A 25,406-nucleotide genomic window follows, 5' to 3' on the forward strand; every position below is an offset into this window, starting at 1 on the left:
GGGCGGAGTCCGGCTGGTTTCTACGTTCTCGACGGCACGGCGGAGAGATGTTCGTGGACGGCGAGGATCTGGCCATCGGCTGTGCGGGTGAAAACGATCGTTTCCCGTTCGTCGCTGACTGCCGTCATCCCGCTTGAATCCGTTTGCACAGTCGTTAGAACCCGATGCGTGAACACGGCCGTGCCGGCCGCCAGCTGGATGTCCTGCTCGCTGCTCTGGCAATTGAGCACCTTCCACCCGGCTGCGATCCAGCCATCCCAGAGCCGCCGGTATTCGTCCCGCGAACCGAGCCTGGCCGGTTCCGGATGGAAGATAAAGGTCGCAGCCGGACTGAAGCACGCGAAGTAGCCCTCGGTATCCGTGGTGGCAAAGGCGGCGACCAGCCGTGCTGCTGCGGCTTCGACGTCCTGACGGGTCAGCTCGAGCGGGGCCGCGGAGGTGTCCGCCTGCGCGTGCCGTTCGGCGGGCGTGGCGCGGGCCATCGCGCGGATGGGGGCGCCGTCGGCGCCCGGAATGCTGAGGGGAAAGAAGAATACTTCCACCGCGGCGCCGGCGGCGAGGACCTGCGCGACCCGGTCAAGCCCGGTCAGGTTTTCTACGATGGCGCAGCCGTTTCCGGCCAGGACGTGGTGGGCTGGAAACGTCCCGTCCACGGCCTCCTCCGGCTCCGAGTCCGCATCCGTGCTCCTGTCCACGCTGAGGGCATCCAGTCCCACCGTGCGGTATCCACGGTCCACGATGAGCCGGGCCGCAGCGGCGTCAAGGAACGGGTGGTTGGAGTACTCCGGGGATTCCCAGTGCTCGGCGTACCCGGTGTGGAGCAGCAGGATGCGCTCCGGCCCGCCGTCCCCGTCGGACGCCGGGCGGAGGCCGGCCAGGTGTCCTGTGGTGATTGTGCCTCCCGGTCCGGCGGCGCGGACATCCACCAGCTCCGCCGGGCCGCTGAAGCGAGGCGGCGCCAGTTCGTCCAGCCGCTCCCAGTCATCGTGGATGTGGTAGGGGGCGTCGACGTGGGTTCCCGAATGGGATCCGATGGAAAGCGACAGCACGTTCGCACCGGCGTCGGACACCGTTAGGGCCGGGGCGATGCGGACTGCGGGGTCGCCGGGGTAGACGGGCATGCCCGACCTGAGTGGCACGCTGAGGTCCAGCCAAGTCACGGCTGGGCCACCAATTCGGCCGACTCGTGCTCGGCGCTCTTGGGACCGGCCGTAGCGGGGACGACGGTGTTCCCGGAGCTGTCTTTTAGCGGGGCAATCGGGGTCTCACGGCTCGGGACCCAGCGCGGGCCTGCGGCAGGGAAAACGGCGCGCGGCTCGGGGAAGAGCCACAACAGCCCGAGGTAGAGCACAGCCGCGAGGACGAGGGAGGCGGGAAGACTGATGTCCACGCCGCCGGCCAGGTTGCCGAGCGGTCCCTGGAACTGGCCGGGCATATTGACCAGGCTCAGGCCGGCCGCCGCGCTGACCAGCCAGGACAACATGCCGCGCAGGTTCCAGCCGTGGTTGAACCAGTAGCGGCCGCCGGTCTGGCGCCGGTTGAAGACCTGCAAGGCATCGGCGTCGTACCAGCCGCGGCGGGTGATGAAACCGATGATCATCACCACCATCCAGGGCGCGGTGCAGGTGACGATCAGGGTTGCAAAAGTGGAGATGCTTTGCACGAGGTTGAAGGCGAAACGGCCGATGAAGATGAATGCGATGGCCAGCAGTCCGATGAACACGGTCGCCTGGACACGGTTGAAGCGGGGGAAGACGCTGCTGAAATCCAGGCCGGTTCCATACAGGGAAGAGGCACCCGTGGACATGCCGCCAATCAGGGCGATGGCGCACAGCGGGATGAAGTACCACGCCGGCGAGACGGCCAGCAGTCCGCCGACGTAGTTGGGGGCCGCCGGGTCCATGAATTCCGGTGCCTTAGTGGCGATGATCGATGCCGTGGCAAGCCCGAACACGAACGGCACCAGCGTTGCCACCTGGGCGAGGAAGGCGGCGCCGATGACCTTTCGCTTCGGCGTGGCGGTGGGAATGTAGCGGGCCCAGTCCCCCAGGAATGCGCCGAAGGAGATGGGATTGGACATGACGATCAGCGCTGCCCCGATGAAGGCGGGGATGAAGCCTTCGATGCCCAGGCCGTCCAGGCCCGTGCCGAAGGCTCCGGCGAAGTTGAGGTCGAGGTCGCCGGCGAAGGCAATGAACCCGACGACGAACAACAAGGTGGCGGCGACGACGGCGATCTTGTTGACCAGGAGCATGAACCGGAATCCGTAGATGCAAACCACCAGGACCAGCGCTCCGAACAGGCCGTACGCCACCGCGAACGAGCCCATGTCCTGGGGGACGCCGACGAGCCGGTTCAGGCCCCCCACCAGCGCGTCCCCGGAACTCCAGACGGAGATGGAGAAGAACGCCGTCGCGGTCAGCAGGGAGAGGAACGATCCGACGATCCGGCCGTGCACACCGAGATGCGCCGAGGAGGACACCGCGTTGTTGGTGCCGTTGGTGGGGCCGAACACGGCCATGGGGGCCAGCAGGAGCGCGCCGATAACCAGTCCCGTCAGCGTCGCCGCCAGGCCTTGCCAGAAGGAGAGCCCGAAGAGGATGGGAAATGCTCCCAAGAAGGCGGTCGCGAAGGTGTTGGCGCCGCCGAACGAGACCCGGAACAGGTCAAAGGCGCTGGCGTTCCGGTCCTTCTCCGGAATCTGCTCGATCCCGTAGGTCTCCACCTGCGTCACCTTGCCGCCGGCCATGTCGCCGGCGTACGCCGCCCGCTGCGTCTTTGCCACGATTGTCTCCATCCGAAAGAAGCTGTTGCTTAATAAGCATCACAAGTTGTTCCGAAGGCTACATTGTGAAGCGGCTCACAGCAAGCGGCTCACAGCAAGCGGCGCGACAAGGCCGGAAACTGGGTGCGTGGGCTTCTGCCGGCGGGTTGCCCTGAGGGCGCCGCGCAGAACGGCCGGGGGATGGGTCGCTGCCAGAGGGGTGACTGGCGGAAATGTCTACGCAGCTGTGCCCCTCGCGCAGTGCCCGCAATGTGCTCGACCCGCGTTATTTCGGCTAGCCGATCAAATAACACGCCCCGCACGGGCTGAGGCGGGGTTAGGCGCGTTTCCGTGAGCTGGACGGCCTAGGTGCCCGGATCAGCGGGATTGGCCAGTGGGCCGCTCGGATCGGGTCGATGCCATCATCGGTGATCCCTGCAGTGAAGTCTTCAAATCCAAACACCTTGAAGAGCGCTTCACGCCCGAACTTCGAGCTGTCCGCGACAAAGAAGGCCTCGCCGGCGACTGACCGCATCTTGCGTTTGAGCTCGATCGAGTAGCTGGAGCTCGCGTAAATCCCGTCGTCCATCACGGCGCCCGCGCCGAAGACGGCAACATTTACCCGCATGTTCTCAAGCTGCTGAAGCGACGCCGGACCCCACATCGCGGTGCTGCCGGGGAGCAGCTCCCCGCCGATGAAGACCAGATTAATCCGGGGCTTGCGCGAAATCTCGATTCCGACCAGAAGGTCGTGGGTAACCACAGTCAGGCGGGAGTGATTCAGATGCCGAGCAACCTCCAGGCACGTGGTCCCGCTGTCCAGCAGTACCGTTTGGTTTTCAAGGATGCGGTCGGCAGTGGCGGCCCCGATCGCCTCTTTTTCCTTCGACTCAAATTCTGATGCCCGAGCAGGGGAAAGCGGCTCCACGGGTGCGGCGCCGCCGTGGGTGCGCCTGATCTTCTTCTCCTCGGCGAGACGCTCCAGGTCTCTCCGGATGGTGGACCCATCCACCCCGTATCTGCGGGCAAGCGTGGTTACGCTCTGGAAGCCCTGCTCCTCGATGAGCTCGACGATCTCCTGGCGGCGCGACATCGGGCCCCTTTCTTAAGTCTGAGCTAAGGGTAGACCGGCGCACGAATTCGCGCAATATCCGCACAAGTCGTCTCAAAATTGTGCAAATCCCTCGACAGTTGCGCATATATGACCTAGCGTATGCACAGATCGGAGAAACCGATGCACGGATTCAGGCATCCGTACTGCGTGATCACAAAGGAGTGAATTGATGAAGCTTTTGCGTACATCAGCGTTTTTTGCGGCCGGCCTCTCGGCCATTCTCTTGACGGGCTGCGGCTCCGTGAATGACGGGGCGGCCTCTACCGCTGCGCCCGGCTCGACCGGTGACACCAAGCCCTCGGACATGACCATGGTTACGGTCGTGAAGCTCAAGGGCATCGCTTGGTTCGACCGCATGGATGAAGGCGTGCAGAGCTACGGCAAGCGCACCGGAATCGATACCCGCACGGAGGGCGGTGATGACGTCAGCCCGGAGAAGCAGATCAAGATCATTCAGGACCTGGTGGCGCAGAAACCGACAGCCATCACCGTCGTGCCCAACTCCCCTGAGGCCGTCGCCAACGTCCTTGCACAGGCCAAGGCCAAGGGCATCATCACCGTCGCGCATGAGGCGACTGGCATCAAGAACGTAGACATCGATATCGAAGCGTTTGATAACAAGGTCTACGGCGAGAAGATCATGAAGAGCCTGGGCACCTGCATGGGCGGCAAGGGCGAGTACGTCCAGTTTGTGGGTGGACTTACGGCCAAGACCCACATGGAATGGGTGGGGGCGGCCTACGACTACCAGAAGAAGAATTTCCCGGACATGAAGCGCGTTGAAGATCCGATCGAAAGCACGGATAACGAGGCCGCGGCATACCAAAAGGCCAAGGAAATTCTCGCCAAGCACCCCAACATCAAGGGCTTTGAGGGGTCGGCGGGCAACGACGTTCCGGGTATTGCTCGTGCTGTGGAAGAAGCAGGGAAGGCAAAGGACACCTGCGTCATGGGAACGTCCATCCCCTCCGCGGCAAGCAAGTACCTGGCCACCGGCGGGATCGACAAGATCTTCTTCTGGGATCCGGCGCTCGCCGGCGAGGCCCAGCTTGAGATCGCCCGGATCCTGGCCACCGGCGGAAAAATCGAAACCGGAACGGATCTCGGCATCAAGGGCTACAACAGCCTGAAGAAGCTGGACGGGTACGACAACGTGTTCCTGGGCGACGCGTCCATCGAGGCTGACGCCGAGACGGCAAAGCAGTACAACTTCTGATAGTCCGGGGCGTGGGGCTGACAACGTGGTGCCCCACGCCCTCTCGAAAGGGTTAGCAATATGACAAGTACTGCCCTCCATGGGCCGCCTCCTCCGATTCTCGAGGTGCGGAACATTGTCAAGACGTTCGGAGGCGTCGCAGCGCTTAGCGACGTGTCGTTGGATCTTCTACCCGGTGAGGTGCTCTGCCTCGCGGGCGAGAACGGCTGCGGAAAGTCGACGCTCATCAAGATCATCTCCGGGGCGGAGCGGCCGGACTCCGGGGACATCATCGTCGACGGCCGTACCTACCCGTCGATGGACCCCGCCACGGCGATCAAGAGCGGCATCCAAGTCATCTACCAGGACTTCTCGCTGTTCCCAAACCTGACCGTGGCTGAAAACATCGTCTTGACGTCGGCAGTGGCCAGCCGCCAGCGGCTGCACTCCGGTCAGCAAGCGCACCGGAAGGCACAGGCAATCGTCGACGACCTCGGGTTGAATCTCGACCTGGACGCGGACGTGGAAAAGCTTTCCGTCGCCGATAAGCAGCTAACCGCGATTTGCCGCGCCCTGGTCAGTGACGCACGAGTGCTCATCATGGATGAGCCCACGACTGCGCTTACACACACTGAGGTGGACCGACTCTTCGAAATCGTGGAGCGGCTGCGTTCAAAGGGTGTTGGGTTGATCTTCGTTTCGCACAAGTTGGACGAGGTACTCAAAATCTCCCAGCGCGTCGCGATTCTGCGCTCCGGCAGGAACGTGGTCACCAGTCCGGCATCGACTTTGAACCCCGGGGCTATCGCCCTTCACATGACCGGGCGAGAACTCGATGAGACCAGACACGTCAGTCAGCTCGACCCATCTGCGGAAATTGTCCTGGAACTAAGCGGGCTGGGCCTCCAAGGCGCCTACGATGATGTCTCGTTCAGCCTTCGGCGCGGAGAGATTCTGGGTGTGACAGGTCTTCTGGGCTCAGGCCGGACCGAAATAGCGGAGTCCCTCTTCGGCGCGCTGGTTCACGACTCGGGTAGCGTGAAAATCGACGGCAAAGAAGTGATTATTCGTTCAATTCAGGACGCCATCGAAGCAGGCATAGGTTATGTCCCCGAGGACCGCCTGACCCAAGGCCTGTTCATGGACAAATCAATCGCCGACAACATAATTGCCGGCTCCCCGGCAGAGCATAAGACCAGGCTCGGAACGCTCGATCTTCGCGCTGTGAAGCAGACGATCCAGTTCCTCTTCGAACGACTGAGGGTCAAAGCCCCCAACGTTCAGGCACCCGTACGGAGCCTCTCCGGCGGAAACGCGCAGCGTGTAGTGCTTGCCAAATGGCTGGCCCGAAAGCCGCGAATCCTGATGCTGAACGGACCAACCGTCGGCGTTGACATCGGATCCAAGGCAGAGATCCTCAACATCCTCCGTGCGGAAGCCTCGGAGGGCATGGGCATCATCGTGATTTCGGACGACGCACCCGAGCTCGTGGCATGTTGCCACCGCGTGCTGGTGGTCAGGCACGGCAGGGTAGTCGAAACGCTCGAGGGCGACGACGTCGCAGTCGACACCATACGAGAGAAGGTGGCTGCATGATCCGCAGCAAGCTGGGCACCCTGGAACGCCTCGGGCGGCTCCGGGGCGCCAACAACGAAGGCGTCCTCGCCGTCGTCCTCCTGGCCCTGGTAGTGGTTATGTCCGTCGCCAACCCGGTGTTCTTCACCCTGCCGACGGCATTTAGCATCCTCCGCAGTTCGATCGTCCCCTTGATCTTCGCCCTCGGCGTGCTCATGGTAATCATTTCCGGCGGTATCGACGTTTCGTTTGCCGCGATCGCCGTGTTCGCGGCTTACACCACAGTCCGGGCACTTGAGACCGGGATGCCGGACTTCGGGCTCGTAGGAGTTTTTCTCCTTGCATTGCTGATCGGCGCCTCGCTCGGCGCCATCAACGGGTTCCTGATCGCTAAGTTTCGACTGCCGACGCTGATCGTCACACTTGGTACCCAAGGCATTTTCAAGGGCGCGTTGCTCACCTATGTTGGCTCCCGCTACATTGCCGATCTGCCGGATTCCATGGCACAGATCTCCACTTCGAACATCTTCGAGGTATCCACGGCGAGCGGGAGCGCGTACCTGCACGTCTTGGTGATCCCTGCTGTGCTTCTAGCCCTCGGACTTGCGTGGATCTTGAGGAACACGATGTTTGGGCGGAGCATCTACGCCATCGGTGGAGATGTGGAGGCCGCCCGCCGGGCCGGCATACGCGTTGTCCGAACGCAGATGATCGTATATGTCGTGGCGGGGACCATGGCGGCGATCGGTGGTCTCATTTACGTAATAATGGGCCGCAGCGCCAGCCCCCAGATTCTTGTCGGCAGCGAACTGGACATTATTGCCGCAGTCGTCCTCGGCGGGGCATCTATTTTCGGTGGACGCGGTTCCGTTCTGGGAACCACGCTTGGCGTCCTGCTGGTGCAGGTCATCTACAACAGCCTCATCCTCGCCGGCGTTCCCAGCGCCTGGCAGCGGACCGCGGTGGGCGTGCTCCTCCTGGTCGGCGTAGGCGTCCAGGCGCTGGCCTCGCGGCGACCCAGCCGGCCCCGCATCCTCGATGAAGCCCCTCGGAAACAGGAAGTTGCAGCATGAAAACCGAGAACTCGGACGTGAATACCCTGGGCCGCGTAAACGACTCCATTGACTCTGCCTGGACTCGTATGCTTGGCCGGCTCAGCCCGCACGGCGGCGTCAGGCGGATGCTGGTTCTTCTGGTCCTCGCCTTCGCCATCTTCGCGGTCCTGAAGCCTTCCGTTTTCCTTAGCGGCACGAACCTGCGCAACATCGCTCTTAACTCGCCGGAGATCGGCGTGATCGCCATCGCCATGATGCTGGCGATGCTGACAGGGGGAATTGACCTGTCGCTGGTGGCGATCGCAAACATCGCGGCCATCACCATGTCGACCCTGTACACGAGCATCTCCGCTTCTAATCCTGCGTTGGCCGAACAAGGCTTCGTGCTCATCGTCCTCGCGGGCATAGCCGTGGGGGTTATCGGCGGCTGCATCAATGGCCTACTCATTTCAGTTATAGGCATCACTCCGATCCTGGCCACCCTCGGCACCCTCCAAATCTTCAATGGGATTGCCGTTGCGTGGACGGGCGGCAAAACCTTGGACGGTACGCCTGCTGCGCTGACAGCTATTGGCGCGTCGACGCTGGGTGGAATTCCGACGCTCTTCTTCGTATTCGTCCTCCTGGCAGTGGCCGTTGGCATCATTGTCAACCGCACCCCGCTGGGGCTGCGGATCCAGCTTCAGGGCGCCAACCCGACGGCGGCACGGTACTCCGGCATTGGCCGGCAGAAAACACTCATGAGCACCTACGTGTTGACCGGCCTGCTCAGTGGCATTGCAGGCGTCTTTTTCATCGCCCGCAACCCCACCGCCTCCGCTGACTACGGGGCGTCGTACGTACTGCTGGTCATTGTGATTGCCGTCTTGGGAGGCACCAACCCGAACGGCGGATTCGCGACGGTCTTCGGCGTCGTGTTGGCGACGCTTACGCTCCAAATCGTCTCAAGCGGTTTCACCGCTTTGCGGCTCTCCTCGTACCAGTACGCGATCGCCCAGGGCGTGATCCTCGTGGCGGTCATGGCCATCGACCAAGTCCGCTGGCGCCGACGCCGCCGGCGGCCGCAGCCCGCCGTCCAGCCCGTTTAGACCCGCCCTTCCGCCGTCGGGCACCACAACCCGTGACTCGCAAACAGAAAGTAACCCGTGAAGAAAATCATTAATAAGCCCGAGGACTTCGTCGACGAGATGATCGAAGGGATCCTCCTGGCACATCCGGAGAAATTGAAGACGCCCGGGGACGACCCCCGCATCCTCGTCCGGGCTGACGCACCCGTCGCCGGCAAAGTCGGCATCGTGACGGGAGGCGGCTCCGGCCACCTGCCGCTCTTCAAGGGCTACGTGGGACAGGGCCTATGCTCCGGCGTGGCAATCGGAAACGTGTTCAGCTCGCCCAGCTCCCAGCAGTGCTTCGAGGCGACCAAAGCAGTCGACGGAGGGGCCGGCGTCCTGTATCTGTATGGCAACTACGGCGGCGATGTCTTCAACTTCGATCTGGCTGCCGATCTGGCCGAACTTGAAGACATTGAGACCCGCACGGTCGTGGGCCGAGACGACGTCGCCAGCCAGCCGAAGGACAATCGCCTGGAACGCCGAGGGGTCGCCGGACTGATCTTCGCCTATAAGGCTGCGGGCGCCGCGGCCGAGCGCGGGGACACCCTGGATGATGTGGCCGCGGTCGCCGAGGATATTGTCGACAACACCGCGACGATGGGAATCGGACTTTCCCCCACCATCCTCCCGACCACGGGCTCCCTGAGTTTCGACCTGCCCGACGGCGAAATGGAAATTGGAATCGGAATCCATGGGGAACCGGGCATTCACCGCGGTGCTCTGGAACCCGCTGACGCTATCACCGAACGTCTCGTTGGGGCCCTGATCGACGACCTTGAGCTGACCGAGGGAGACAGAGTCGCAATTCTGGTCAATGGAATGGGCGCCACGCCGTTGGAAGAGCTGTACGTCATGTACCGTCGTGCGCACCAGATCCTCTCTGACCACGGCGTCACAGTCAGCAAAAACTATGTAGGTGAGTACGCGACGAGCCTGGAAATGGCAGGCGCCTCTATCTCCCTGCTCAAGCTCAACGACGAACGTCTGGCCCTGCTGCAGGCGCCGGCCGCATCGCCCTTCTTCTTGGAGGTATAAACCATGCACTCGACAGAACTCGTGGCACAGATTCAGGGAAGCCTGAAAGAGGTCGTCAAATACGCGGATGAACTCCGCGACTTGGACCAGGCGCTGGGAGACGGCGACTTGGGCATCACGATCAGCCTGGGCGCCAGTGCGGTTATTGACGCCCTTGCCGAACTCCCCGAAGCGGCCAGCCCGTCGGAGATCGCACGGGCGTGCGCTAAGGCCTTCGCTAACGCCAACCCGTCCACCATGGCGGCCCTGGTCGCAGGAGGGCTGCTCGCAGGATCAAAGGTCTGGAAAGACGTCGCGGACGTTGACGTCGCCGAGGCGGCCCGTTTCGTCCGGGCGGCCGGGGACAACATTGCCCAGCGCGGGAAGACTCAGTTGGGCGACAAAACAATCGTCGATGCGATCATGCCTGCCGCCGACGCCCTCGAGGCCAGCCAGAGTGGACCCGACGGCCTGGACGCCGCCATAGCGGCGGCAGAAAAGGCCGTCGTGGATACGCGGTCTTTGCGTTCACGGCGCGGCCGTGCCGCCTGGCTCCAGGAGCGCAGTATCGGTCTCCAGGATCCGGGAGCGACGGCGATGTGGCGTTTCCTTGAGTCTTGGCGGGCCGCCGGGGCGCTCGCGCGTTTCTGAGGAGTGGGGGTAACCACTCCTCGTGGGCGAACCGTATTGGTTTGGAACCGGCGTCCCATCGCAGATTCGCCGGCCGCCAGGTCAGCCTCCGCCTCGCAGCACACACTTACGCAATTTGAAGGAGCAACGAACATGAAAGTTCTCGTAACTGGTTCCCGGGGGAAAGTGGGCACCGCTGTTGTCCGCGCCCTCATCGCTGCCGGACACCAAGTGACCGGCTCAGACCTTGGTCGCCACCCGTTTGACCGCATTCTTCCCGGTGAGCCCGACTACCAGCAAGCCGACCTGACCGACGCCGGGCAGGTTTACGGGATGGTCCGCGACTTCGATGCCGTGGTCCACGCCGGGGCGATTCCCGAACCCACGCACAATCCTCCCCACGTGGTTTTCCAAAACAACATCATGGGAACTTTCAACATGATTGAGGCGTCCATTCGTGCCGGGGTCAAAGTGTTCGTCAACATATCCAGCGAGACCGTTCCCGGTTTCTTTTTCCCCGAGCGTCCCGTGCTTCCGGAGTACGCGCCGGTCGACGAAGGCCATCCGATCGAACCGCAGGATCCGTACGCACTCTCGAAGCTCTTTGGTGAAGAACTCTGTGACGCGGCTGTTCGGCGAAGTGATATGCGCTGTATCTCAATTCGGCCCAGCCACGTCCAGCACGCCGGAAACTACGAGCGCAACCTCGGTGCCCAGGTCCGCGACGCCGGCAAGTTGAGCCCCAATCTTTGGAGCTACGTGGATTCGGATGACCTCGCTGACGCGATCGTTTTGGCGGTCGAATCCGACATCCCGGGGCACGAGGTCTTCTACATCGCTAATCCCGATAACGTAGGCGGCCGCGACTTCGCGGCTGTGCTCAAGGAGTACTACGGCGACAAGATTGAACTCCGGAAGCTGAGCCGCACTGATGCTTCGGGGATCTCCTGCGCAAAGGCGGAGCGGATGCTTGGATGGAAAGCCAAGCGCTCGTGGCGGGATTACCTCGACTCGGACGGCCGAGCTCTCCAGACGCCTACGAGCTGATATAAGGCTGATGCCAGGCCGGGGTCTTTGGGTTGCGGCCGGCGGAGTGCCTGGCGAGACGAACGCCAGCAGGTATTGACCGGCGGCCCGCCCCCAGCGGGGCGGGCCACAAACAAAGTGGAAGATATGCGCGAAGTTGTCTTGGGCGTAGACATCGGGACATCCAGCAGCAAAGGGGTGCTCGTCGGTTTCGATGGCAGGATCGAAGGCCGTGCAACGCGGAACCACGACGTCGACCGTCCGCGACCAGGGCATGTTGAGATGGATCCCGACCTGTGGTCGAAAGAGTTCGAGAGCATAGCCCGCGAGTTGTCGGCCAACCGGAACCTTCGGATCGTCGGGGTCGGCGTTAGCGGAATGGGGCCGTGCGCAGCAATAACGGATGAAGCCGGGACTGCCCTGCGCCCGGCCATCCTCTATGGCATTGACACGCGCGCCGGCGTGCAGATTGACAGGTTAAACGACGCGATCGGGCAGCAAACAATTGTGGAGCGCTGCGGATCCGCCTTGTCGTCCCAAGCGATCGGGCCCAAACTTGCGTGGCTCGCGGATCATGAACCGGATGCTTTTTCCAAGGCCCGCATGCTGTTCATGCCCAGCTCGTGGTTGGTTTACAAGCTAACGGGCGAGTACGTCCTCGACCACCATTCTGCGAGCCAGTGCACACCGATGTACGACACGCGTGCCCGTGAATGGCATGGACCTTATGCAGAGCCACTGATGCAGTCCATAGAGCCGCCCCGACTGGTTTGGCCGGGTGAAGTCGTCGGTCACGTGGGCGAGGAAGCTGCTGCACGAACTGGCATTCCCCGCGGTGTCCCGGTCACGGGTGGAACAATCGATGCCTGGGCCGAGGCCGTGAGCGTTGGCGCTCACGCGCCGGGAGACCTGATGTTGATGTACGGAACCACGATGTTTCTCATCAACACGCTTAGTGAGCGGGCCACGTCGTCGACCCTGTGGGGAACGGTGGGTGCGGCACCCGGAACCTACAGTTTGGCCGGGGGCATGGCGACCTCAGGGGCCGTTACCTCTTGGATCCGGCGGTTGGCGGGTTCGCCGGATTTTTCGGAACTACTGGAGGAAGCGGAACTTTCCGGTGCGGGAGCCAGGGGCCTCCTGATGCTTCCCTATTTCGCCGGCGAACGAACCCCTATTTCAGATCCAAATGCCCGCGGACTCATCGCCGGTTTGTCGCTGGACCATGGCCGTGGCGACATTTACCGGGCAACCCTTGAGGCGACGGCTTTCGGAGTCCGCCACAATTTGGAGGCACTGGAGGCCCACGGAGCAATTGTGAATCGGGTGATGGCCGTCGGCGGTGGGACCCAAGGAGGACTTTGGACTCAGATCATTTCGGACGTGACTGGACGGGAGCAACGGATTCCTTCGGTAAGCGTGGGAGCAAGCTTTGGGAATGCATTTCTGGCGGCAAGCGCCCTCCAACCAGTCGATATCGGTGATTGGAACCCGGTTGTTTCAGTTGTGCAGCCAAATCCTGATCTATCCGAATCCTACGGCGCCCTTTACTCGCTGTATCGAGAGCTTTACGAATCGACCTCCTCGCTGACTCATCGGCTCGTGGCCTTGTCGAGGCCCTCTGGTTGAGGGCGTGGCACCCGTTGTCCGGCCGACCCCTCGCGCCCGGCCGCTGGATCCCGCTTGCACTGGTCCTTGCAGCGTCCATGACCATTAACTGGGCGCTCTACGCCCGCGGAACTTCCCTGGGTAGCTATCTCGGCGGCTTCCGGCTCCGAACCCGATATGGGCAGCAACCGGGACCGGCCGGGCTGATCCTCGCAGCGCTGACCTTCCTGTGCACATTCGTGGTTGCCGCAGCCATAGCCGTGAGCTTCACTCCGAACGGAAGTTCGTCAGGATCAGTGGGCCGGCCAGAAAGCCACCCCCTTTCGGAGTAAGAATCCAGCGCCGGCGCTTTCTGCAGGCCGCGGATGGATACTGGGCGCGCTGGGCGGGGTGAACCGGGCGCCCTTCGCAGGGAAGCCGGCAGCTAAGAGTGTCGGAAGTCCGGTCGGCTTTCTTGCCCAGCTAGTCTTCAGCTCATGACGCTGGCTATCCCTCTGGCATTTTGCGCACTGCTCGGCATCCTTGCCGTTTTCCAAGTGCTGCTCATCATCGGGCTTCCCCTCGGCCRGTTCGCCTGGGGCGGGCAAAATGCGGTGCTGCCGGCCCGGCTGCGCGTTGGAAGTGCGGTGTCGATCCTGGTCTACGCGGCCTTCGCAGCCGTTGCGCTGGACCGGGCCGGGCTGGTTTCGTTCCTCCTGGCACCCGCCGACGTGGTCGCCATGTGGATCATTGCGGGCTATCTGTTGCTGAGCGTCCTGCCCAACCTTGCGTCGAAGAGCAGCGACGAGCGGCGGGTCATGGTCCCGGTGTCATTGGTGCTGGCCGGCCTGGCGTTCGCCACTGCACTGGGGTGGTAGCCGCCATGAAGCGTCAGCCCGTCGACGGAAGGCCTTGAATCCGGAACGGCGCCCAGTGGTCCTCGAGAAGTCGCGTTAATTCCTCCGGCCGTTCGAAGTTGGCGAAGTGGCCGCAGTCCGGGATCGTCACCAGCCGGGCGAGCGGGATCAGTTCACGTAAGCGGTCAAGGTCGGATTTCGGGGTAAATACGTCGGAGTCCCCGCGGATCGCCAGCACGGGGCAGCGGATCCCGCGCCACCGGTCAAAGTCGTAGCCGGCTGCGGCTCTGCTGGCTGCGGAGAAACTAGCCGGTCGGGCGTCGTCGCCAAGCGCACGGAGAACCCGCGCGGGTATGGCAGCGGGAGCCGCGAAGAATGGTGACATTAGTGGCCGCATCACGGCAGAGTTGCGGGTTGCGCGGACCAAGGCCGACCCAGCTGGGCCGAGGCCCGCGAGGGAGCGCATGATCAGCAGCATTCCTACGAAGGCCGGGAACCCGACCAGTCCGCGCAGTGGATTCCGGGCCGCCTCGGACACCCCGAAGGTGGTGGCCGAAATGGCGGCGACGCTGGCCGTCCTGTCCGGCCAGTCCGCGGCGATGTGCAGCGCGAGGAAGCCTCCCATGGAATGTCCCACCAGGTTCCACCGGCGGTAGCCGAGCGAATGGAGGACCCCGACGACAGCCTGGCCCATGGCCTCGATGCCGAATTGTTCCGGCCGTGCACCCTCGGTGGACTCACCCCAGCCAGGCAGGTCAATCAGGACCTGTGGACGGGCCGGCGTTCCGGAGAGCAAGGGCACGAAATTGGTCCAGGACCCCGCCGCGCCGTGCAGGTAGACATCTGCGGTGCCTGAGGCCGGTCCCTGCTGGTCGGCGTCCTGGCGGACATGCACTGTGCAGGGACCCAGCTCCGTCGGCAGGACATGACGCAGCAGCGTCGTCGCCTCGGCGGCTGTTTCATTCAAAACCCTCACGGTCCCCTTCTGCGGCTGGTGCCCACGTCTGATTCGGAGCCGAGAGGTTTCTGGACCGGAAAGGCGGGGCCGCCTCTCGCAGCCGGCCGCTGGGCACTTTCCCCGAAGGGAAACAGAAACGCCACCCGGCAACCGCCGGGTGGCGTTTCTGTGCGTCTGCCCGCCAGAGGCAGGTCTCCGCGGGTGTTACCGCCGGTGAGTCGGGCCGCCGTCGTGGTTGGTGATCGAGGCGACGGCGCCGGTCTGTTCGTCGAGCAGGACCTTGTCCGTGCGCTGCTTGTGGAAGTTGAACATTGCCTCCAGCGAGCCGGCAGCCGCGTCCGCTGAGGCATCGCCGATCTGGCCGGTGTGCCAGTTCTCCTCGATGAAGCGCAGGATCGAGGCCTGGTCAGTCTCGGTGTGGTCGACGAAGTTCTTCTTCGCGAAGGGGGAGATAACCACCAGCGGCTGGCGCGGGCCCGGACCGCAGCGGTCCGCGTAGCCGCCGGCCATCGGAACGCCGCGRGCGGCGGCGCTCTGGCACCACTGTGCGTCGTCGGCACTGTTGGAAGAGTTCTTCACCTTGGCGGCCGCATGGTCGTACCAGCCGTCCGAGTCGTCGTAGGCGAGCACCACGGCGGTGTTGTCCCAGTTCTTGGATTTTTGGATCTGGTTGACGGTGCTGGTGATGAAGTTCTGCTCGTCCACCGGGTCGGAGTAGGCGGCGTGGCCGTCCTGGTACATCCCCGCCTTCAGGAAGGATACGGCCGGCAGGTTGTCCGTGTTGACCACCTTGTTGAAGTCGGTGAGGTCGTACTGGTGGTTGGCCCGGCCATTGTGGCCGATCTCCGCGTCCGACGCCGGCGCCAGGTGATGGGGGTTGGCCGTCGACTTGTAGTACTGGAACGGCTGGTGGTGGGGCGAGTAGTCCACCACGGACGCGCCGGCGGCGTTCGTGTGGCTGGACAGGCACGACGCCGGGCTCGTCCCGGACGCGGCGGTGGTGGGAGTGAAGCCGCCCTGGAACCAGCCCCAGGAAGTGCCCTTGGCGTTGAGCAGGTCACCGATGTTCTTGCCGTTCATGCCGGCCAGGTTGTTGGTCTTGGCATGGCTGCTGTTTGAGCAGTCGTCGTAGACCGGGTCCGGGTCATTGATCACGGTGCCGACGCCGTTCGCGTCCGGTTGGCGGACGGTGTAGTCGCTGGCCGCCGGCGTGACGGGCTTGCCGTCGGCGGTGAACTCGGTGGCCCCGTGCGTCTGGCCGGAGACCAGGTTCAGCGCGCCCGGGGTGGAGGGGCCGAAGACGGTGCTGAAGTGGTTGTCACTCATGGCGTAGTTCTGGGCGTAGTTCCAGATGCCGGTGACCGTATTTCCGTCGTAGTAGTCCATGGTCAGTCCGTTGCGGCCGTACTGGTTGGTCCCGCACGCGTCCCGGCTGGTGTACTCCACGAACTTGTCCATCAGGCCGCCGTTGTACGCCTTCTGTTCGGCACCATAGTTGTGGTCCTGGTCGCAGGTGACGGCCTGCTGGGGTGAGAGCCGGGACGGCTGGACCGAGTTGGGGTTGTTTGGTGCCAGCAGGCCCGCGATGGCCAGGGTGTCGATCTTCTTGGGCGTGTTCTTCGCCGCGGTGAAGCTCGCCGCCTTGGTGCCGGAGCCCTGTTGGGTTTCCCCGGGGATGTTGGCCGCCTTCGGGTAGGTGGCGAAGTAGTGGTCGAACGAGACGTTCTCTTGGAAGATCACCACGACGTGCTTGATGGGCGTGGCGGTTTCGTCGTGTTTTTCGCTGGCGGCGGCGGGCCCGGCGCCGATCAGGCCGGCGGCAAGGGCCGACGCCGCCAGTGCGGTGGCGCTTGTGGCGGCGACGAGGCGCTTACGGGTGGAGCGGTGCGCAAGTTGTGGCATGGGGGAGTCCATTCGTTTCTGTTGCTGTGGGTCGGGAGCCGCTATTTGGCGGGGGTGACGGTGGCTTCGTAGGTGAGGATTTCGGTGCCGTTTCCCTCGTCGCCGTTGTCCGGCGCTACCTTCAGGGTGAGGTGGTCGCCGTCGGCGGTCATTTTGAACGGGTTGCGGGTGGCGGCGTGCCCGGCGGTGGACCACTGCTGGAAGGGGACGTCGCGGGTGACGCTGCGGGACTTGAGGTCGATCATTGCCATCCCGCCAAGTTCGTAGGTGGAGCCGGCGACGCCCGCGGCCGGGGTCTGCGGGAGGTTGGTGACCCCGCCGCAAAGCATCTTCGAGGAGGGCACATACTGGCAGTCCTGGTAGTCAACGAAGTAGTTGGGGTTCTGCCAGGTGGAGAGCTGCCGGCCGCGAAGGTCCCATTCGGCGAAGCGCCGGGACCCCCAGGTGTTGCCGACCAGATGGCCGGTCTGCTTGTCCAGCACGATGCCGCCGAAGTGGCCCTTCACCTCGAACTGCTTGTGCACATTGAGGGTCTTGGCGTCCACCCGATAGATGATGGCGCTGCTGTCGGGCCGGTACTGGGCAACCGGCACCCAGACGTTGGTGCCGTCGAAGTCGATGCCGCCGGGGTGGTACATGTCGCCCTCGCCCAGGATGATGTCCTTTTGCAGCTTCCCGGCCTTGTCCATCACGAACAGGTGGCCGATGCCCTTGCCGGGGGTACGGTCGTAACCGCCCTGCGGGGAGGCGAACTTTGTGGTCGGCTCGGTGATCTGGACGGCCGAGAGGAAGATGTGGTCCCCGCTGAAGGCGATTCCCTCGGTGTGATAGGTGGGGAAGTCCAGCTTCAGCTTGCCGGTCTGCTGCCAGTTCGTGTTCCGGTCGACGGCGCTGAACGCATTGGCCAGTGCGCTGTCCGTTTCGCGGTGGGAGCCCGAGCCGGCGCCGTCCCCGCCGTGCCGATCGTTGGCGCCGGTGGCCTGGGCGGCCGTCGTGCCGCCGATTGCGGACGCGGCAAGGAGGATGGATGCGGCGGCCGTGAGGATGCCTCGGGTGCGAGTAGCGCTCATGGGGGAGCCTCYCAAAGGTTGGATCTCAACAGGACCCCGCCAACTTACTCGGCGGTAATGAACCGCTTATGGAGTCTTGGTGAACGGCAGGCAGAGGAGATCCACGGATCGGGGCTGCGGCGCGGTTGGGCTCCTAGGCCGTGGGCGAAGGCACCTTCAACGGCTCTACCTTGCCCAGGACGAAAAGGTAGTTTGCGGCACCGATCAGCGAGATGCATCCGATGACCGCGAGGGGCGCCACGAAGGATCCCGTTTGATCCACCAGGACGCCGATTAGGACGGGCGTGAAGATGCCCGCCAGGTTGGAGGCAAAGTTCTGGAGGCCGCCAATGGATCCCACGTGCCGGGAGCTGGGGGCAACGTCCGCGGGCAGTGACCAGATTCCGGTGGCGGCCACGGTGAGGCTGGAGTAGGCCATGGACAGCAGCGCCAACGCCATCCACGCCTCCGGAACCACCGCCGCGAACATGATGACCGAGCCGCCGACGAGGCCGCCGGCGATGGCGGCCTTACGGACGCGGGTCACCGAGGTTCCCCGCTGGACCGCGCGGTCGGCCAGGTAGCCGGCCGACCACCCGAAGGCGACCGCACAGATGCCGGGGATGGCTCCGAAGACGCCAAGGCTGAGCAGGTCGAAACCGCGTTCCTTCACGAGGTAGCTCGGGAAGAAGGTGATGAAGAAGTAGATGGCGCTGTTCAGGCAGAAGAATCCAAACATCATGCTGAGAATGGTGCGGTATCTGAAAAGGGCACGCCACGGGAGCTTCGCAGCATCCTCCTGGTCGCTTGCTTCGCTCCGGGCGCCACCGTCCCGGATGTGGGCCAGTTCCTCGGCGTTGGCCCCGGGGTGCTCCTCTGGGTTGCGGTAATTTTTCCACCACATTGCCGCCCAGATCAGACCGACCACACCAATAATGATGAAAACCGCGTGCCACGAGGTGAAGCCGACGATCAAGGTGATAATCGGAAGCGCGATGACTGCCCCGACGCGGGACCCGGAATCCCAGATGCTGGTGGCAAGGGCTCGTTCACGGACGGGGAACCAGGTGGCCACCACTTTGGCAGCGCTGCTTGGAGCCGGGCTCTCACCGACTCCGAGCAGGAACCGGGCGGCGAACAGCGACCAGAAACCCTGTGCGACGGCGGTCGCGACAGTAAAGACGGACCACCACACCGCCGCCAGCGAAAAGGACTTCCGGGGCCCGACTTTGTCCACGTACCAGCCGGCCGCCAGCTGGCAGAAGTCATAGGCCCAGAAAAAGGCGGCAAAGATGAGCCCCTGCTGTGTCGCTGAGAGCTGGAAGTCCTCACCCATGAACGGCAGCGCCACGCCCAGGCTGGAGCGGTCCAGGTAATTTATGCTCAGCCCGGCGAAGGCGAGCCAGATGATCACCCAGCGCTTGCGGGACATAGTGGTGGCTACCGCCGGGGACGGTGGGGCCGGGCGCCCATTGCCCAGGGCAGTCATACGGTCTCCTTTGACGTCGATGAAGCTTCGGGCGCCCGAGCGCCGGGAGAGTACACGCAGTGCATGCCGTCTTCAAAGCCATGCCGAAACCCGGCCAATCATATAGAGGGCGCGAGACGGGACGGATACCGGCCGGCAAATGTTGCGACACAGCGCCCGTCGGGCCGTGGCTTATGATTCCCACAGCGACTCCGTTCAACCAGCACAAAGAGGTAACCGCGTGCCCCCTCGTCAACCGTCCGATGCGTCCAAGAGCAAAGCGGGCGTCAGCGACGTCTACGCTTCGATGCGAGCTTCGATCCTCAAGGGCGAAATTGCGCCCGGAACGCGCATCAACATTGATGCGGTGTCCCGCAGCCTGGGTGTGTCGCAAACGCCGGTCCGGGAAGTGCTTCAGCGGCTCGAGGGCGACAACCTTGTGGTCTACAGCCCTGGCCGCGGCTACAGCACCACACCGTTGCTGGACCTCCCGGCGCTGCGCGCACTCTTCGAGTTCCGGTTGCTGGTGGAGCCATGGGCAGCGCGGTCCGCGGCGGTGGACCGCCTCGCCAACCCGGCAGCAGCGCTCGAAAGGGAGCTCTCCGAATTTCGCGCCACCATGGAGGCGGGGGGTGAGCTGAGGCAGGATCTGGTTGCCCATGACACCCGCTTCCACGACACCATCCTCGCCGCGGCCGGGAACCCGGTGGTCCGGCACGCCTTCGCGCAGACGCACTGCCACCTGCACACTTTCAGGCTTTACCCGGCGGACATCGACGGCGCCATCACTGCGGCGGAGCACTCCGCCGTGCGGGATGCCATCTCGCAATGCCTGCCGGACCAGGCGGAACAGGCGATGGCGCAGCATATTCGAAATTCGTTCTCCCGGTTCGCCCAGGCGTTCGAGGGGAGCGAGGACCTACCTCCACTGGAGGAAAGCGGTCCCCCGCGAAGGCATATCGTCGACTGAATTGAAGCCCTGGCCAACCGGCCGGGGCTTCTTTATTTCCCTGGCACTTGATCTGGATCACTCTTCCTATATGATTAGCTAAATTCATATAGGAATTGCGTCCACTCGTTGAATTGACCAGAGAGAAGATAACTGTGCCTTCCATCACTTCCATCCATACCCAGGACGTACGTTTCCCCACGTCCCTCGAACTTGACGGCTCCGACGCGGTCAACGTTGACCCCGACTACTCGGCCGCCTACGTCGTCATCCGCACCGACGCGGGCGACGAGGGCCACGGCTTCGTCTTCAGCTGCGGCCGAGGCAATGAGATCCTCACGCATGCGATTGATGCCTACGCCAAGCTGCTGCTCGGCCGCGACATCGAGGAACTCATCTACGACCTGGGCGGCGCCTCCAAGCGCCTCGTCCACGACTCCCAGCTCCGCTGGCTCGGCCCGGAAAAGGGCGTCACCCAGATGGCCTGCGGTGCGCTCGTAAGTGCCCTCTGGGACATCCGCGCACGCCGCGAGAACAAGCCCCTGTGGCTCCTGCTCAGTGAAATGCCCGCCGAGGAGATTGTCGACGTCGTCGACTTCACCCATATCCGGGATGCGCTGAGCCCCGAGCAGGCACTCGACATCCTGCGGGCCGGCGAGGACGGCAAGGCCGCCCGCATCGCGTCCCTAAAGGCAGAAGGTTTCCCGGCGTACACGACGTCGCCCGGCTGGCTGGGCTACAGCGACGAGAAGCTGGTGCGGCTCAGCAAGGAAGCKGCWGCMGACGGCTTCTCCATGATCAAGCTCAAAGTCGGCGGCGATATTAACGACGACCGCCGMCGGATGGCCCTGGCACGGCAGGCGGTCGGAGATCTGCCCATCGCCATCGACGCCAACCAGCGCTGGGAAGTCTCCGAGGCGATCGAGTGGGTCAACCAGCTCGCCGAGTTCAACCCCTACTGGATTGAGGAGCCCACAAGCACCGACGACATCTTGGGCCACGCCGACATCCGCAAGGGTGTCTCTCCCATTCGTGTAGCCACCGGCGAGGCCGTCGCCAGCCGCATCGTCTTCAAGCAGCTGCTGCAGGCCGGGGCCATCGACGTACTCCAGCTGGACTCCACCCGCGTCGGCGGCGTCAACGAAAATATCGCCAACCTGCTCCTCGCCGCCCGCTTCCAGGTGCCTGTCTGCCCGCACGCGGGCGGAGTCGGGCTGTGCGAGCTGGTCCAGCACTTCTCCTTCTTTGACTACGCCGCGGTCAGCGGCAGCCAGGACGGTCGCATGATCGAGTACGTGGACCACCTCCACGAGCACTTCGCCGAGCCGGTCCGCATCGTCAACGGCCGCTACGCCGCGCCGCAACTGCCGGGCACCGGCGCCGAAATGATCAGTGCCTCGCGCTCCCGGTGGGAATTTCCGGGCGGCGCCGGCTGGCTTGAAGTCGGCAACCGCGCCGCCGTCACGGGCGCCACGATGACGCCCACCGGGTCGGTCCGATGAGCACGGCGGTTTCCGAACTGGCAGCCAAAGTCGAGGCGGCGCACGCCGCATTCGAAAAAGGCCGAACCGCGGATCCCCGGACCCGCGGAAGCTGGCTCGAGGCCGTGGCTGATGCCTTGGCGGCGGACGCGGATGCGCTGGTGGAACTGGCGGACCAGGAGACGCACCTCGGCGAGGCCCGGCTCCGTGGCGAGCTGAAGCGCACCGTCTTCCAGCTCCGCCTCTTTGCGGCGGAAATCCGTGCCGGCGAGCACTTCGACGCGACCATCGACCACGCCGATGCGCAGTGGGGAATGGGCCCGCGGCCGGACCTGCGCCGGCTCAACGTGCCAATCGGCGTCGTCGGCGTGTTCGGCGCCTCCAACTTCCCCTTTGCCTTCAGCGTGATCGGCGGGGACAGCGCCTCGGCGCTCGCTGCCGGCTGTGCCGTCGTGCACAAGGCCCATGACGGGCACTTGAACCTCGCCCTGCGCACGGCCGAGACGGTCGTGGGGGCGCTGGATGCGGCTGGTGCCCCCGCCGGGCTTTTCTCGCTCGTCACCGGACGGGCGGCTGCCGAGGGCCTGGTGGACCACCCCTTGGTGAAAGCCATCGGTTTCACCGGTTCGACGGCGGGCGGCCGGGCGCTGTTCGACCGCGCCAACGCCCGACCGGATCCGATCCCGTTCTACGGCGAACTGGGCGGCATCAATGCCGTCTTCGTGACCGCAAACGCCTGGGCCCGGCGGCGTGACGAGATCCTTAGCGGTTATGCGGGCTCCTTCACGATGGGCATGGGCCAGTTCTGCACCAAGCCGGGACTGCTGTTTGTCCCGGGCGGCCAGACCGAGGCGGTCAGGGAAGTCGTGACTGGCGCCCTGGCCGGCTTCGCTCCGGCCCGGCTGCTCAGCGACCGGCTGCATGAGGGGTTCTCGAACGCTGTCCGCTCGCTGCAAAGCGGGGCAGGGGTGGATGTCCTGGTCGAGGGCGACTTCGCCGAGACCCCGGCGCCCACGCTGCTGCACACCACATCGGCCGCGGTGCGCCAGGAGCCGTCGATCCTCCGGCAGGAGATGTTCGGGCCCGCCAGTGTGCTGGTGGAGTACAACGACGAATCCGAGCTCCCCGCGCTCGCCCAGCTCCTGGAGGGACAGCTCACCACCACCCTCCAGGCGGAGCCGGACGACGACGTCGCCGAGCTCGCCGCACGCCTGACGGACATCAGCGGCCGCGTGCTCTGGAACGGCTGGCCCACGGGCGTCACGGTCAGCTATGCCCAGCACCACGGAGGGCCTTACCCGGCGACGACGTCGGCCACCACCTCGGTCGGCACTGCCGCCATCCGCCGTTTCCTTCGTCCCGTGGCCTACCAGTCCTTCCCGGAAGGACAGTTGCCGGAACCCCTACGGGATGCCAACCCGTGGAAAGTGCCGCAGCGTGTCGACGGGACCTGGCAACTGCCCGCGGCCGCCGAACGCGCAGGCCAAAGCGAGCAGCAGCCGTGAGCGCGCCCGCTCCCACGGTCTCCGTCCTGCCGGACGATGCGGCACGGGCCCTGCTGGTGGGCCGGCTTTGGGATCCCGAAACGGCAGGCCCAAGGGTGGTTGCGGTCGAGGAGGGTGAAGTCTACGACCTGACCGGCCTAGCCGGGACGGTCTCCGAACTCCTCGAACTTCCCGACCTGCCGGCCGCTGTTCGGGCCGCGCTGACCCGCCCCCGATGGAGCACCGCCGACGTTATCAGCGCATCCCTGGTGCAGGAAACGGACCGCCCGCACTTCCTTGCCCCGGTGGACCTTCAGGTCATCAAGGCCTGCGGCGTGACCTTCGTGGACAGCATGATCGAGCGCGTCATTGAGGAGCGCTGCGGCGGAGACGCCAGCCGCGCCCTCGAGATGCGCGAGCTGGTGGGCCGCGCGCTTGGCGGCAGCCTGGCCGCCATCCGCCCGGGGTCGGCGCAAGCGGCTGAGGCCAAGAAAGTGCTAGTCGCCGAGGGGCTATGGTCCCAGTACCTGGAGGTCGGCATAGGCCCGGACCCCGAGGTCTTCACGAAAGCTCCGGTGCTCTCCTCGGTGGGTCTCGGCGCAGGAATCGGAATTCCTTCATTCTCCTCGTGGAACAACCCGGAACCGGAGCTGGTGCTCTTGGCCAGCTCAACGGGCGCCGTTGTGGGCGCAACGCTCGGAAACGACGTCAATCTCCGGGACGTGGAAGGCCGGAGCGCGCTCCTGCTTGGCAAAGCGAAGGACAACAACGCGTCCAGCGCCTTGGGTCCACTGATCCGGTTGTTCGACGACAGCTTCACCCTGGAGACGTTGCGGCAGGAAGAAATCCTGCTCCGCGTGCAGGGAGAGGACGGCTACGCGCTGGAAGGTCGGAACTCTGTGGCGAGGATCAGCAGGCCGTTTGAGGAACTTGTGGCGGCAACGTTTGGCAAGCACCACCAGTACCCGGACGGGTTTGCGCTTTTCACCGGGACGCTGTTCGCGCCGACCCAGGACCGGGATGAGCCCGGTCAGGGCTTCACCCACCGGCCAGGCGACCTCGTGACGATCCGCAGCAGCCACCTGGGTGCCCTCGTCAACCGTGTCGGAGCCGCGGAAGAACTGCCGCCGTGGTCCTACGGCCTGCGGGAACTCTTCGGCTATCTGCACGACCAAAGCATCGTCCAGGAATCCTCCGTCAGCGCCGGCTGACCCGCCTTGGACGCCCGGCCGGAGAGTGGGGCGGCGGTCCGTGCTATTCAGAAGGACGGCGGCGGCTGGTTTCCGCCGTCGTCCTTTTGCGTATACCTCGAAGCTCGAAAGGAAAATCCATGAAGTTTGCACAGATCGGCGCCCAGGGCGCCGAGCAGCCGGTTCTCGTCCACGAGGGCCGGCATTATTCGCTCAGCAGCCTGACCCCGGCGATCGACGGACGCTTCCTGTCCGAAGGCGGACCGGCGGCGGCGGCCGCAGCACTGGCTGCCGGGACACTGCCGGAAGTCGATTCCACCGGCGTCCGCTACGGCCCCCCTATTGCCCGGCCGTCAGCCGTCATCTGCGTCGGCCTGAACTACGCCGCGCACGCAGCGGAATCCGGTGCGGAACCGCCCGAGCATCCGGTCATTTTCCTCAAGACACCCAACACCGTCGGCGGCCCGGATGATCCGGTGGCCATCCCGCGAGGATCCACCCGGACAGATTGGGAGGTGGAACTCGGCGTCGTCATTGGCAGCCGCGCCTCCTACCTCGAGTCCAGGGAAGCCGCCCGCGACCACATTGCCGGATTCGTCGTGGTCGATGACCTGTCCGAACGGGATTTCCAGCTGAACGTTTCCGGCGGCCAGTGGTCCAAGGGCAAGAGTTCCCCGGGGTTCTGCCCCGCCGGGCCCTATCTGGTCACCGCCGATGAGGTGGAAAGCGACAACCTGCGGCTGCGCAGCTGGGTCAACGGGGAACTGCGCCAGGACTCCTCCACGGCGGACATGATCTTCGACGTCGAGACCATCGTGTGGAACCTGAGCCAGTACATGGTGCTTGAACCGGGCGACTTGATTTGCACCGGCACTCCGGAGGGGGTGGCCCTCTCCGGACGCTTTCCCTACTTGAAAGCCGGCGATGTTGTGGAGATCGAAATCGAAGGCATCGGACGCCAGCGCCATGAGTTCGTAGCGTGAGCGGGGTGCCAGG

The 25,406-nt window shown here is 64.4% G+C and carries 21 protein-coding genes; 14 read left to right on the top strand and 7 right to left on the bottom strand.

Features of this window, described 5'->3' with window-relative positions; all coding sequences use genetic code 11:
- Nucleotides 1-20: 20 nt before the first annotated feature.
- From AC1DK9_RS01160 to AC1DK9_RS01170, 3 genes are all read right to left on the bottom strand, one after another.
- On the bottom strand, nt 21-1,160 hold the full coding sequence (locus AC1DK9_RS01160; RefSeq protein ID WP_476914754.1) for a cyclase family protein: 1,140 nt from the start codon (nt 1,158-1,160) through the stop codon (nt 21-23).
- Nucleotides 1,157-2,785 (bottom strand): purine-cytosine permease family protein, encoded by a 1,629-nt coding sequence (locus AC1DK9_RS01165; protein ID WP_476914755.1) that lies wholly within the window; start codon nt 2,783-2,785, stop codon nt 1,157-1,159. The genes AC1DK9_RS01160 and AC1DK9_RS01165 overlap by 4 nt, the downstream gene beginning before the upstream one ends.
- Nucleotides 2,786-3,101: 316 nt before the next feature.
- A complete protein-coding gene (locus AC1DK9_RS01170) occupies nt 3,102-3,857 on the bottom strand; it encodes a DeoR/GlpR family DNA-binding transcription regulator (protein WP_476914756.1) in 756 nt (251 codons plus the stop codon).
- Nucleotides 3,858-4,047: 190 nt separating this feature from the next.
- On the opposite strand from AC1DK9_RS01170, the gene AC1DK9_RS01175 reads away from it, so the two are divergent.
- From AC1DK9_RS01175 to AC1DK9_RS01215, 9 genes are all read left to right on the top strand, one after another.
- The gene (locus tag AC1DK9_RS01175) at nt 4,048-5,094 is read left to right on the top strand and encodes a substrate-binding domain-containing protein (protein ID WP_476914757.1); all 1,047 of its coding nucleotides are present in this window, start codon (nt 4,048-4,050) and stop codon (nt 5,092-5,094) included.
- Nucleotides 5,095-5,154: 60 nt separating this feature from the next.
- Entirely contained in the window at nt 5,155-6,669 is a 1,515-nt protein-coding gene (locus tag AC1DK9_RS01180; RefSeq protein ID WP_476914758.1) for a sugar ABC transporter ATP-binding protein, read from the top strand.
- A complete protein-coding gene (locus tag AC1DK9_RS01185) occupies nt 6,666-7,721 on the top strand; it encodes an ABC transporter permease (RefSeq protein ID WP_476914759.1) in 1,056 nt (351 codons plus the stop codon). The genes AC1DK9_RS01180 and AC1DK9_RS01185 overlap by 4 nt, the downstream gene beginning before the upstream one ends.
- Nucleotides 7,718-8,791, top strand: coding sequence for an ABC transporter permease (locus tag AC1DK9_RS01190; RefSeq protein ID WP_476914760.1), 1,074 nt, complete (start codon nt 7,718-7,720; stop codon nt 8,789-8,791). Before AC1DK9_RS01185 ends, AC1DK9_RS01190 begins: the two co-directional genes overlap by 4 nt.
- A gap of 57 nt (nt 8,792-8,848) precedes the next feature.
- Nucleotides 8,849-9,850 carry a dihydroxyacetone kinase subunit DhaK gene (locus AC1DK9_RS01195; protein ID WP_476914761.1) on the top strand — a complete coding sequence of 334 codons (1,002 nt, stop codon included), beginning with the start codon at nt 8,849-8,851 and terminating at the stop codon, nt 9,848-9,850.
- Between the two features lie 21 nt (nt 9,851-9,871).
- On the top strand, nt 9,872-10,480 hold the full coding sequence (locus AC1DK9_RS01200; protein ID WP_476914762.1) for a DAK2 domain-containing protein: 609 nt from the start codon (nt 9,872-9,874) through the stop codon (nt 10,478-10,480).
- A gap of 132 nt (nt 10,481-10,612) precedes the next feature.
- Nucleotides 10,613-11,506 carry an NAD-dependent epimerase/dehydratase family protein gene (locus AC1DK9_RS01205; RefSeq protein ID WP_476914763.1) on the top strand — a complete coding sequence of 298 codons (894 nt, stop codon included), beginning with the start codon at nt 10,613-10,615 and terminating at the stop codon, nt 11,504-11,506.
- Between the two features lie 126 nt (nt 11,507-11,632).
- Nucleotides 11,633-13,114 carry an FGGY-family carbohydrate kinase gene (locus AC1DK9_RS01210; protein WP_476914764.1) on the top strand — a complete coding sequence of 494 codons (1,482 nt, stop codon included), beginning with the start codon at nt 11,633-11,635 and terminating at the stop codon, nt 13,112-13,114.
- Between the two features lie 455 nt (nt 13,115-13,569).
- Nucleotides 13,570-13,950, top strand: a complete 381-nt coding sequence (locus tag AC1DK9_RS01215; RefSeq protein WP_476914765.1) for a hypothetical protein — start codon at nt 13,570-13,572, stop codon at nt 13,948-13,950.
- Nucleotides 13,951-13,963: 13 nt separating this feature from the next.
- Here the strand turns inward: AC1DK9_RS01215 and AC1DK9_RS01220 are convergent, their stop codons facing one another.
- The 4 genes from AC1DK9_RS01220 to AC1DK9_RS01235 form a co-directional block, all read right to left on the bottom strand.
- Nucleotides 13,964-14,896: an alpha/beta fold hydrolase gene (locus AC1DK9_RS01220; RefSeq protein ID WP_476862149.1), complete on the bottom strand. Its 933-nt coding sequence runs from the start codon at nt 14,894-14,896 to the stop codon at nt 13,964-13,966.
- A gap of 195 nt (nt 14,897-15,091) precedes the next feature.
- On the bottom strand, nt 15,092-16,789 hold the full coding sequence (locus tag AC1DK9_RS01225; protein WP_476914766.1) for a phospholipase C: 1,698 nt from the start codon (nt 16,787-16,789) through the stop codon (nt 15,092-15,094).
- A gap of 41 nt (nt 16,790-16,830) precedes the next feature.
- Nucleotides 16,831-17,859, bottom strand: coding sequence for a DUF6454 family protein (locus AC1DK9_RS01230; RefSeq protein ID WP_476914767.1), 1,029 nt, complete (start codon nt 17,857-17,859; stop codon nt 16,831-16,833).
- A 133-nt stretch (nt 17,860-17,992) separates the two neighbouring features.
- Nucleotides 17,993-19,327, bottom strand: coding sequence for an MFS transporter (locus AC1DK9_RS01235; RefSeq protein WP_476914768.1), 1,335 nt, complete (start codon nt 19,325-19,327; stop codon nt 17,993-17,995).
- A 220-nt stretch (nt 19,328-19,547) separates the two neighbouring features.
- Here AC1DK9_RS01235 and AC1DK9_RS01240 point away from each other — a divergent pair, with 220 nt between their 5' ends.
- The 5 genes from AC1DK9_RS01240 to AC1DK9_RS01260 all read left to right on the top strand — a co-directional run bounded on the left by AC1DK9_RS01240 (nt 19,548) and on the right by AC1DK9_RS01260 (nt 25,393).
- The gene (locus tag AC1DK9_RS01240; RefSeq protein ID WP_476862153.1) at nt 19,548-20,276 is read left to right on the top strand and encodes a GntR family transcriptional regulator; all 729 of its coding nucleotides are present in this window, start codon (nt 19,548-19,550) and stop codon (nt 20,274-20,276) included.
- A gap of 134 nt (nt 20,277-20,410) precedes the next feature.
- Nucleotides 20,411-21,757: an L-fuconate dehydratase gene (locus AC1DK9_RS01245; RefSeq protein ID WP_476914769.1), complete on the top strand. Its 1,347-nt coding sequence runs from the start codon at nt 20,411-20,413 to the stop codon at nt 21,755-21,757.
- Nucleotides 21,754-23,241 carry an aldehyde dehydrogenase (NADP(+)) gene (locus AC1DK9_RS01250; RefSeq protein ID WP_476914770.1) on the top strand — a complete coding sequence of 496 codons (1,488 nt, stop codon included), beginning with the start codon at nt 21,754-21,756 and terminating at the stop codon, nt 23,239-23,241. The genes AC1DK9_RS01245 and AC1DK9_RS01250 overlap by 4 nt, the downstream gene beginning before the upstream one ends.
- Nucleotides 23,238-24,431, top strand: a complete 1,194-nt coding sequence (locus tag AC1DK9_RS01255; protein WP_476914771.1) for a fumarylacetoacetate hydrolase family protein — start codon at nt 23,238-23,240, stop codon at nt 24,429-24,431. The genes AC1DK9_RS01250 and AC1DK9_RS01255 overlap by 4 nt, the downstream gene beginning before the upstream one ends.
- Before the next feature lie 119 nt (nt 24,432-24,550).
- Nucleotides 24,551-25,393 carry a fumarylacetoacetate hydrolase family protein gene (locus tag AC1DK9_RS01260; protein WP_476914772.1) on the top strand — a complete coding sequence of 281 codons (843 nt, stop codon included), beginning with the start codon at nt 24,551-24,553 and terminating at the stop codon, nt 25,391-25,393.
- The last annotated feature ends 13 nt before the right edge of the window (nt 25,394-25,406 follow it).

The sequence above is a fragment of the Arthrobacter sp. 01T414 genome (genome assembly GCF_056398965.1).

Coding starts and splice junctions, on each gene's coding strand:
- AC1DK9_RS01170 (WP_476914756.1), bottom strand. CDS start 3,857: ATGTCGCGCCGCCAGGAGATCGTCGAGCTCATCGAGGAGCAGGGCTTC.
- AC1DK9_RS01175 (WP_476914757.1), top strand. CDS start 4,048: ATGAAGCTTTTGCGTACATCAGCGTTTTTTGCGGCCGGCCTCTCGGCC.
- AC1DK9_RS01180 (WP_476914758.1), top strand. CDS start 5,155: ATGACAAGTACTGCCCTCCATGGGCCGCCTCCTCCGATTCTCGAGGTG.
- AC1DK9_RS01185 (WP_476914759.1), top strand. CDS start 6,666: ATGATCCGCAGCAAGCTGGGCACCCTGGAACGCCTCGGGCGGCTCCGG.
- AC1DK9_RS01190 (WP_476914760.1), top strand. CDS start 7,718: ATGAAAACCGAGAACTCGGACGTGAATACCCTGGGCCGCGTAAACGAC.
- AC1DK9_RS01205 (WP_476914763.1), top strand. CDS start 10,613: ATGAAAGTTCTCGTAACTGGTTCCCGGGGGAAAGTGGGCACCGCTGTT.
- AC1DK9_RS01210 (WP_476914764.1), top strand. CDS start 11,633: ATGCGCGAAGTTGTCTTGGGCGTAGACATCGGGACATCCAGCAGCAAA.
- AC1DK9_RS01230 (WP_476914767.1), bottom strand. CDS start 17,859: ATGAGCGCTACTCGCACCCGAGGCATCCTCACGGCCGCCGCATCCATC.
- AC1DK9_RS01235 (WP_476914768.1), bottom strand. CDS start 19,327: ATGACTGCCCTGGGCAATGGGCGCCCGGCCCCACCGTCCCCGGCGGTA.
- AC1DK9_RS01250 (WP_476914770.1), top strand. CDS start 21,754: ATGAGCACGGCGGTTTCCGAACTGGCAGCCAAAGTCGAGGCGGCGCAC.
- AC1DK9_RS01260 (WP_476914772.1), top strand. CDS start 24,551: ATGAAGTTTGCACAGATCGGCGCCCAGGGCGCCGAGCAGCCGGTTCTC.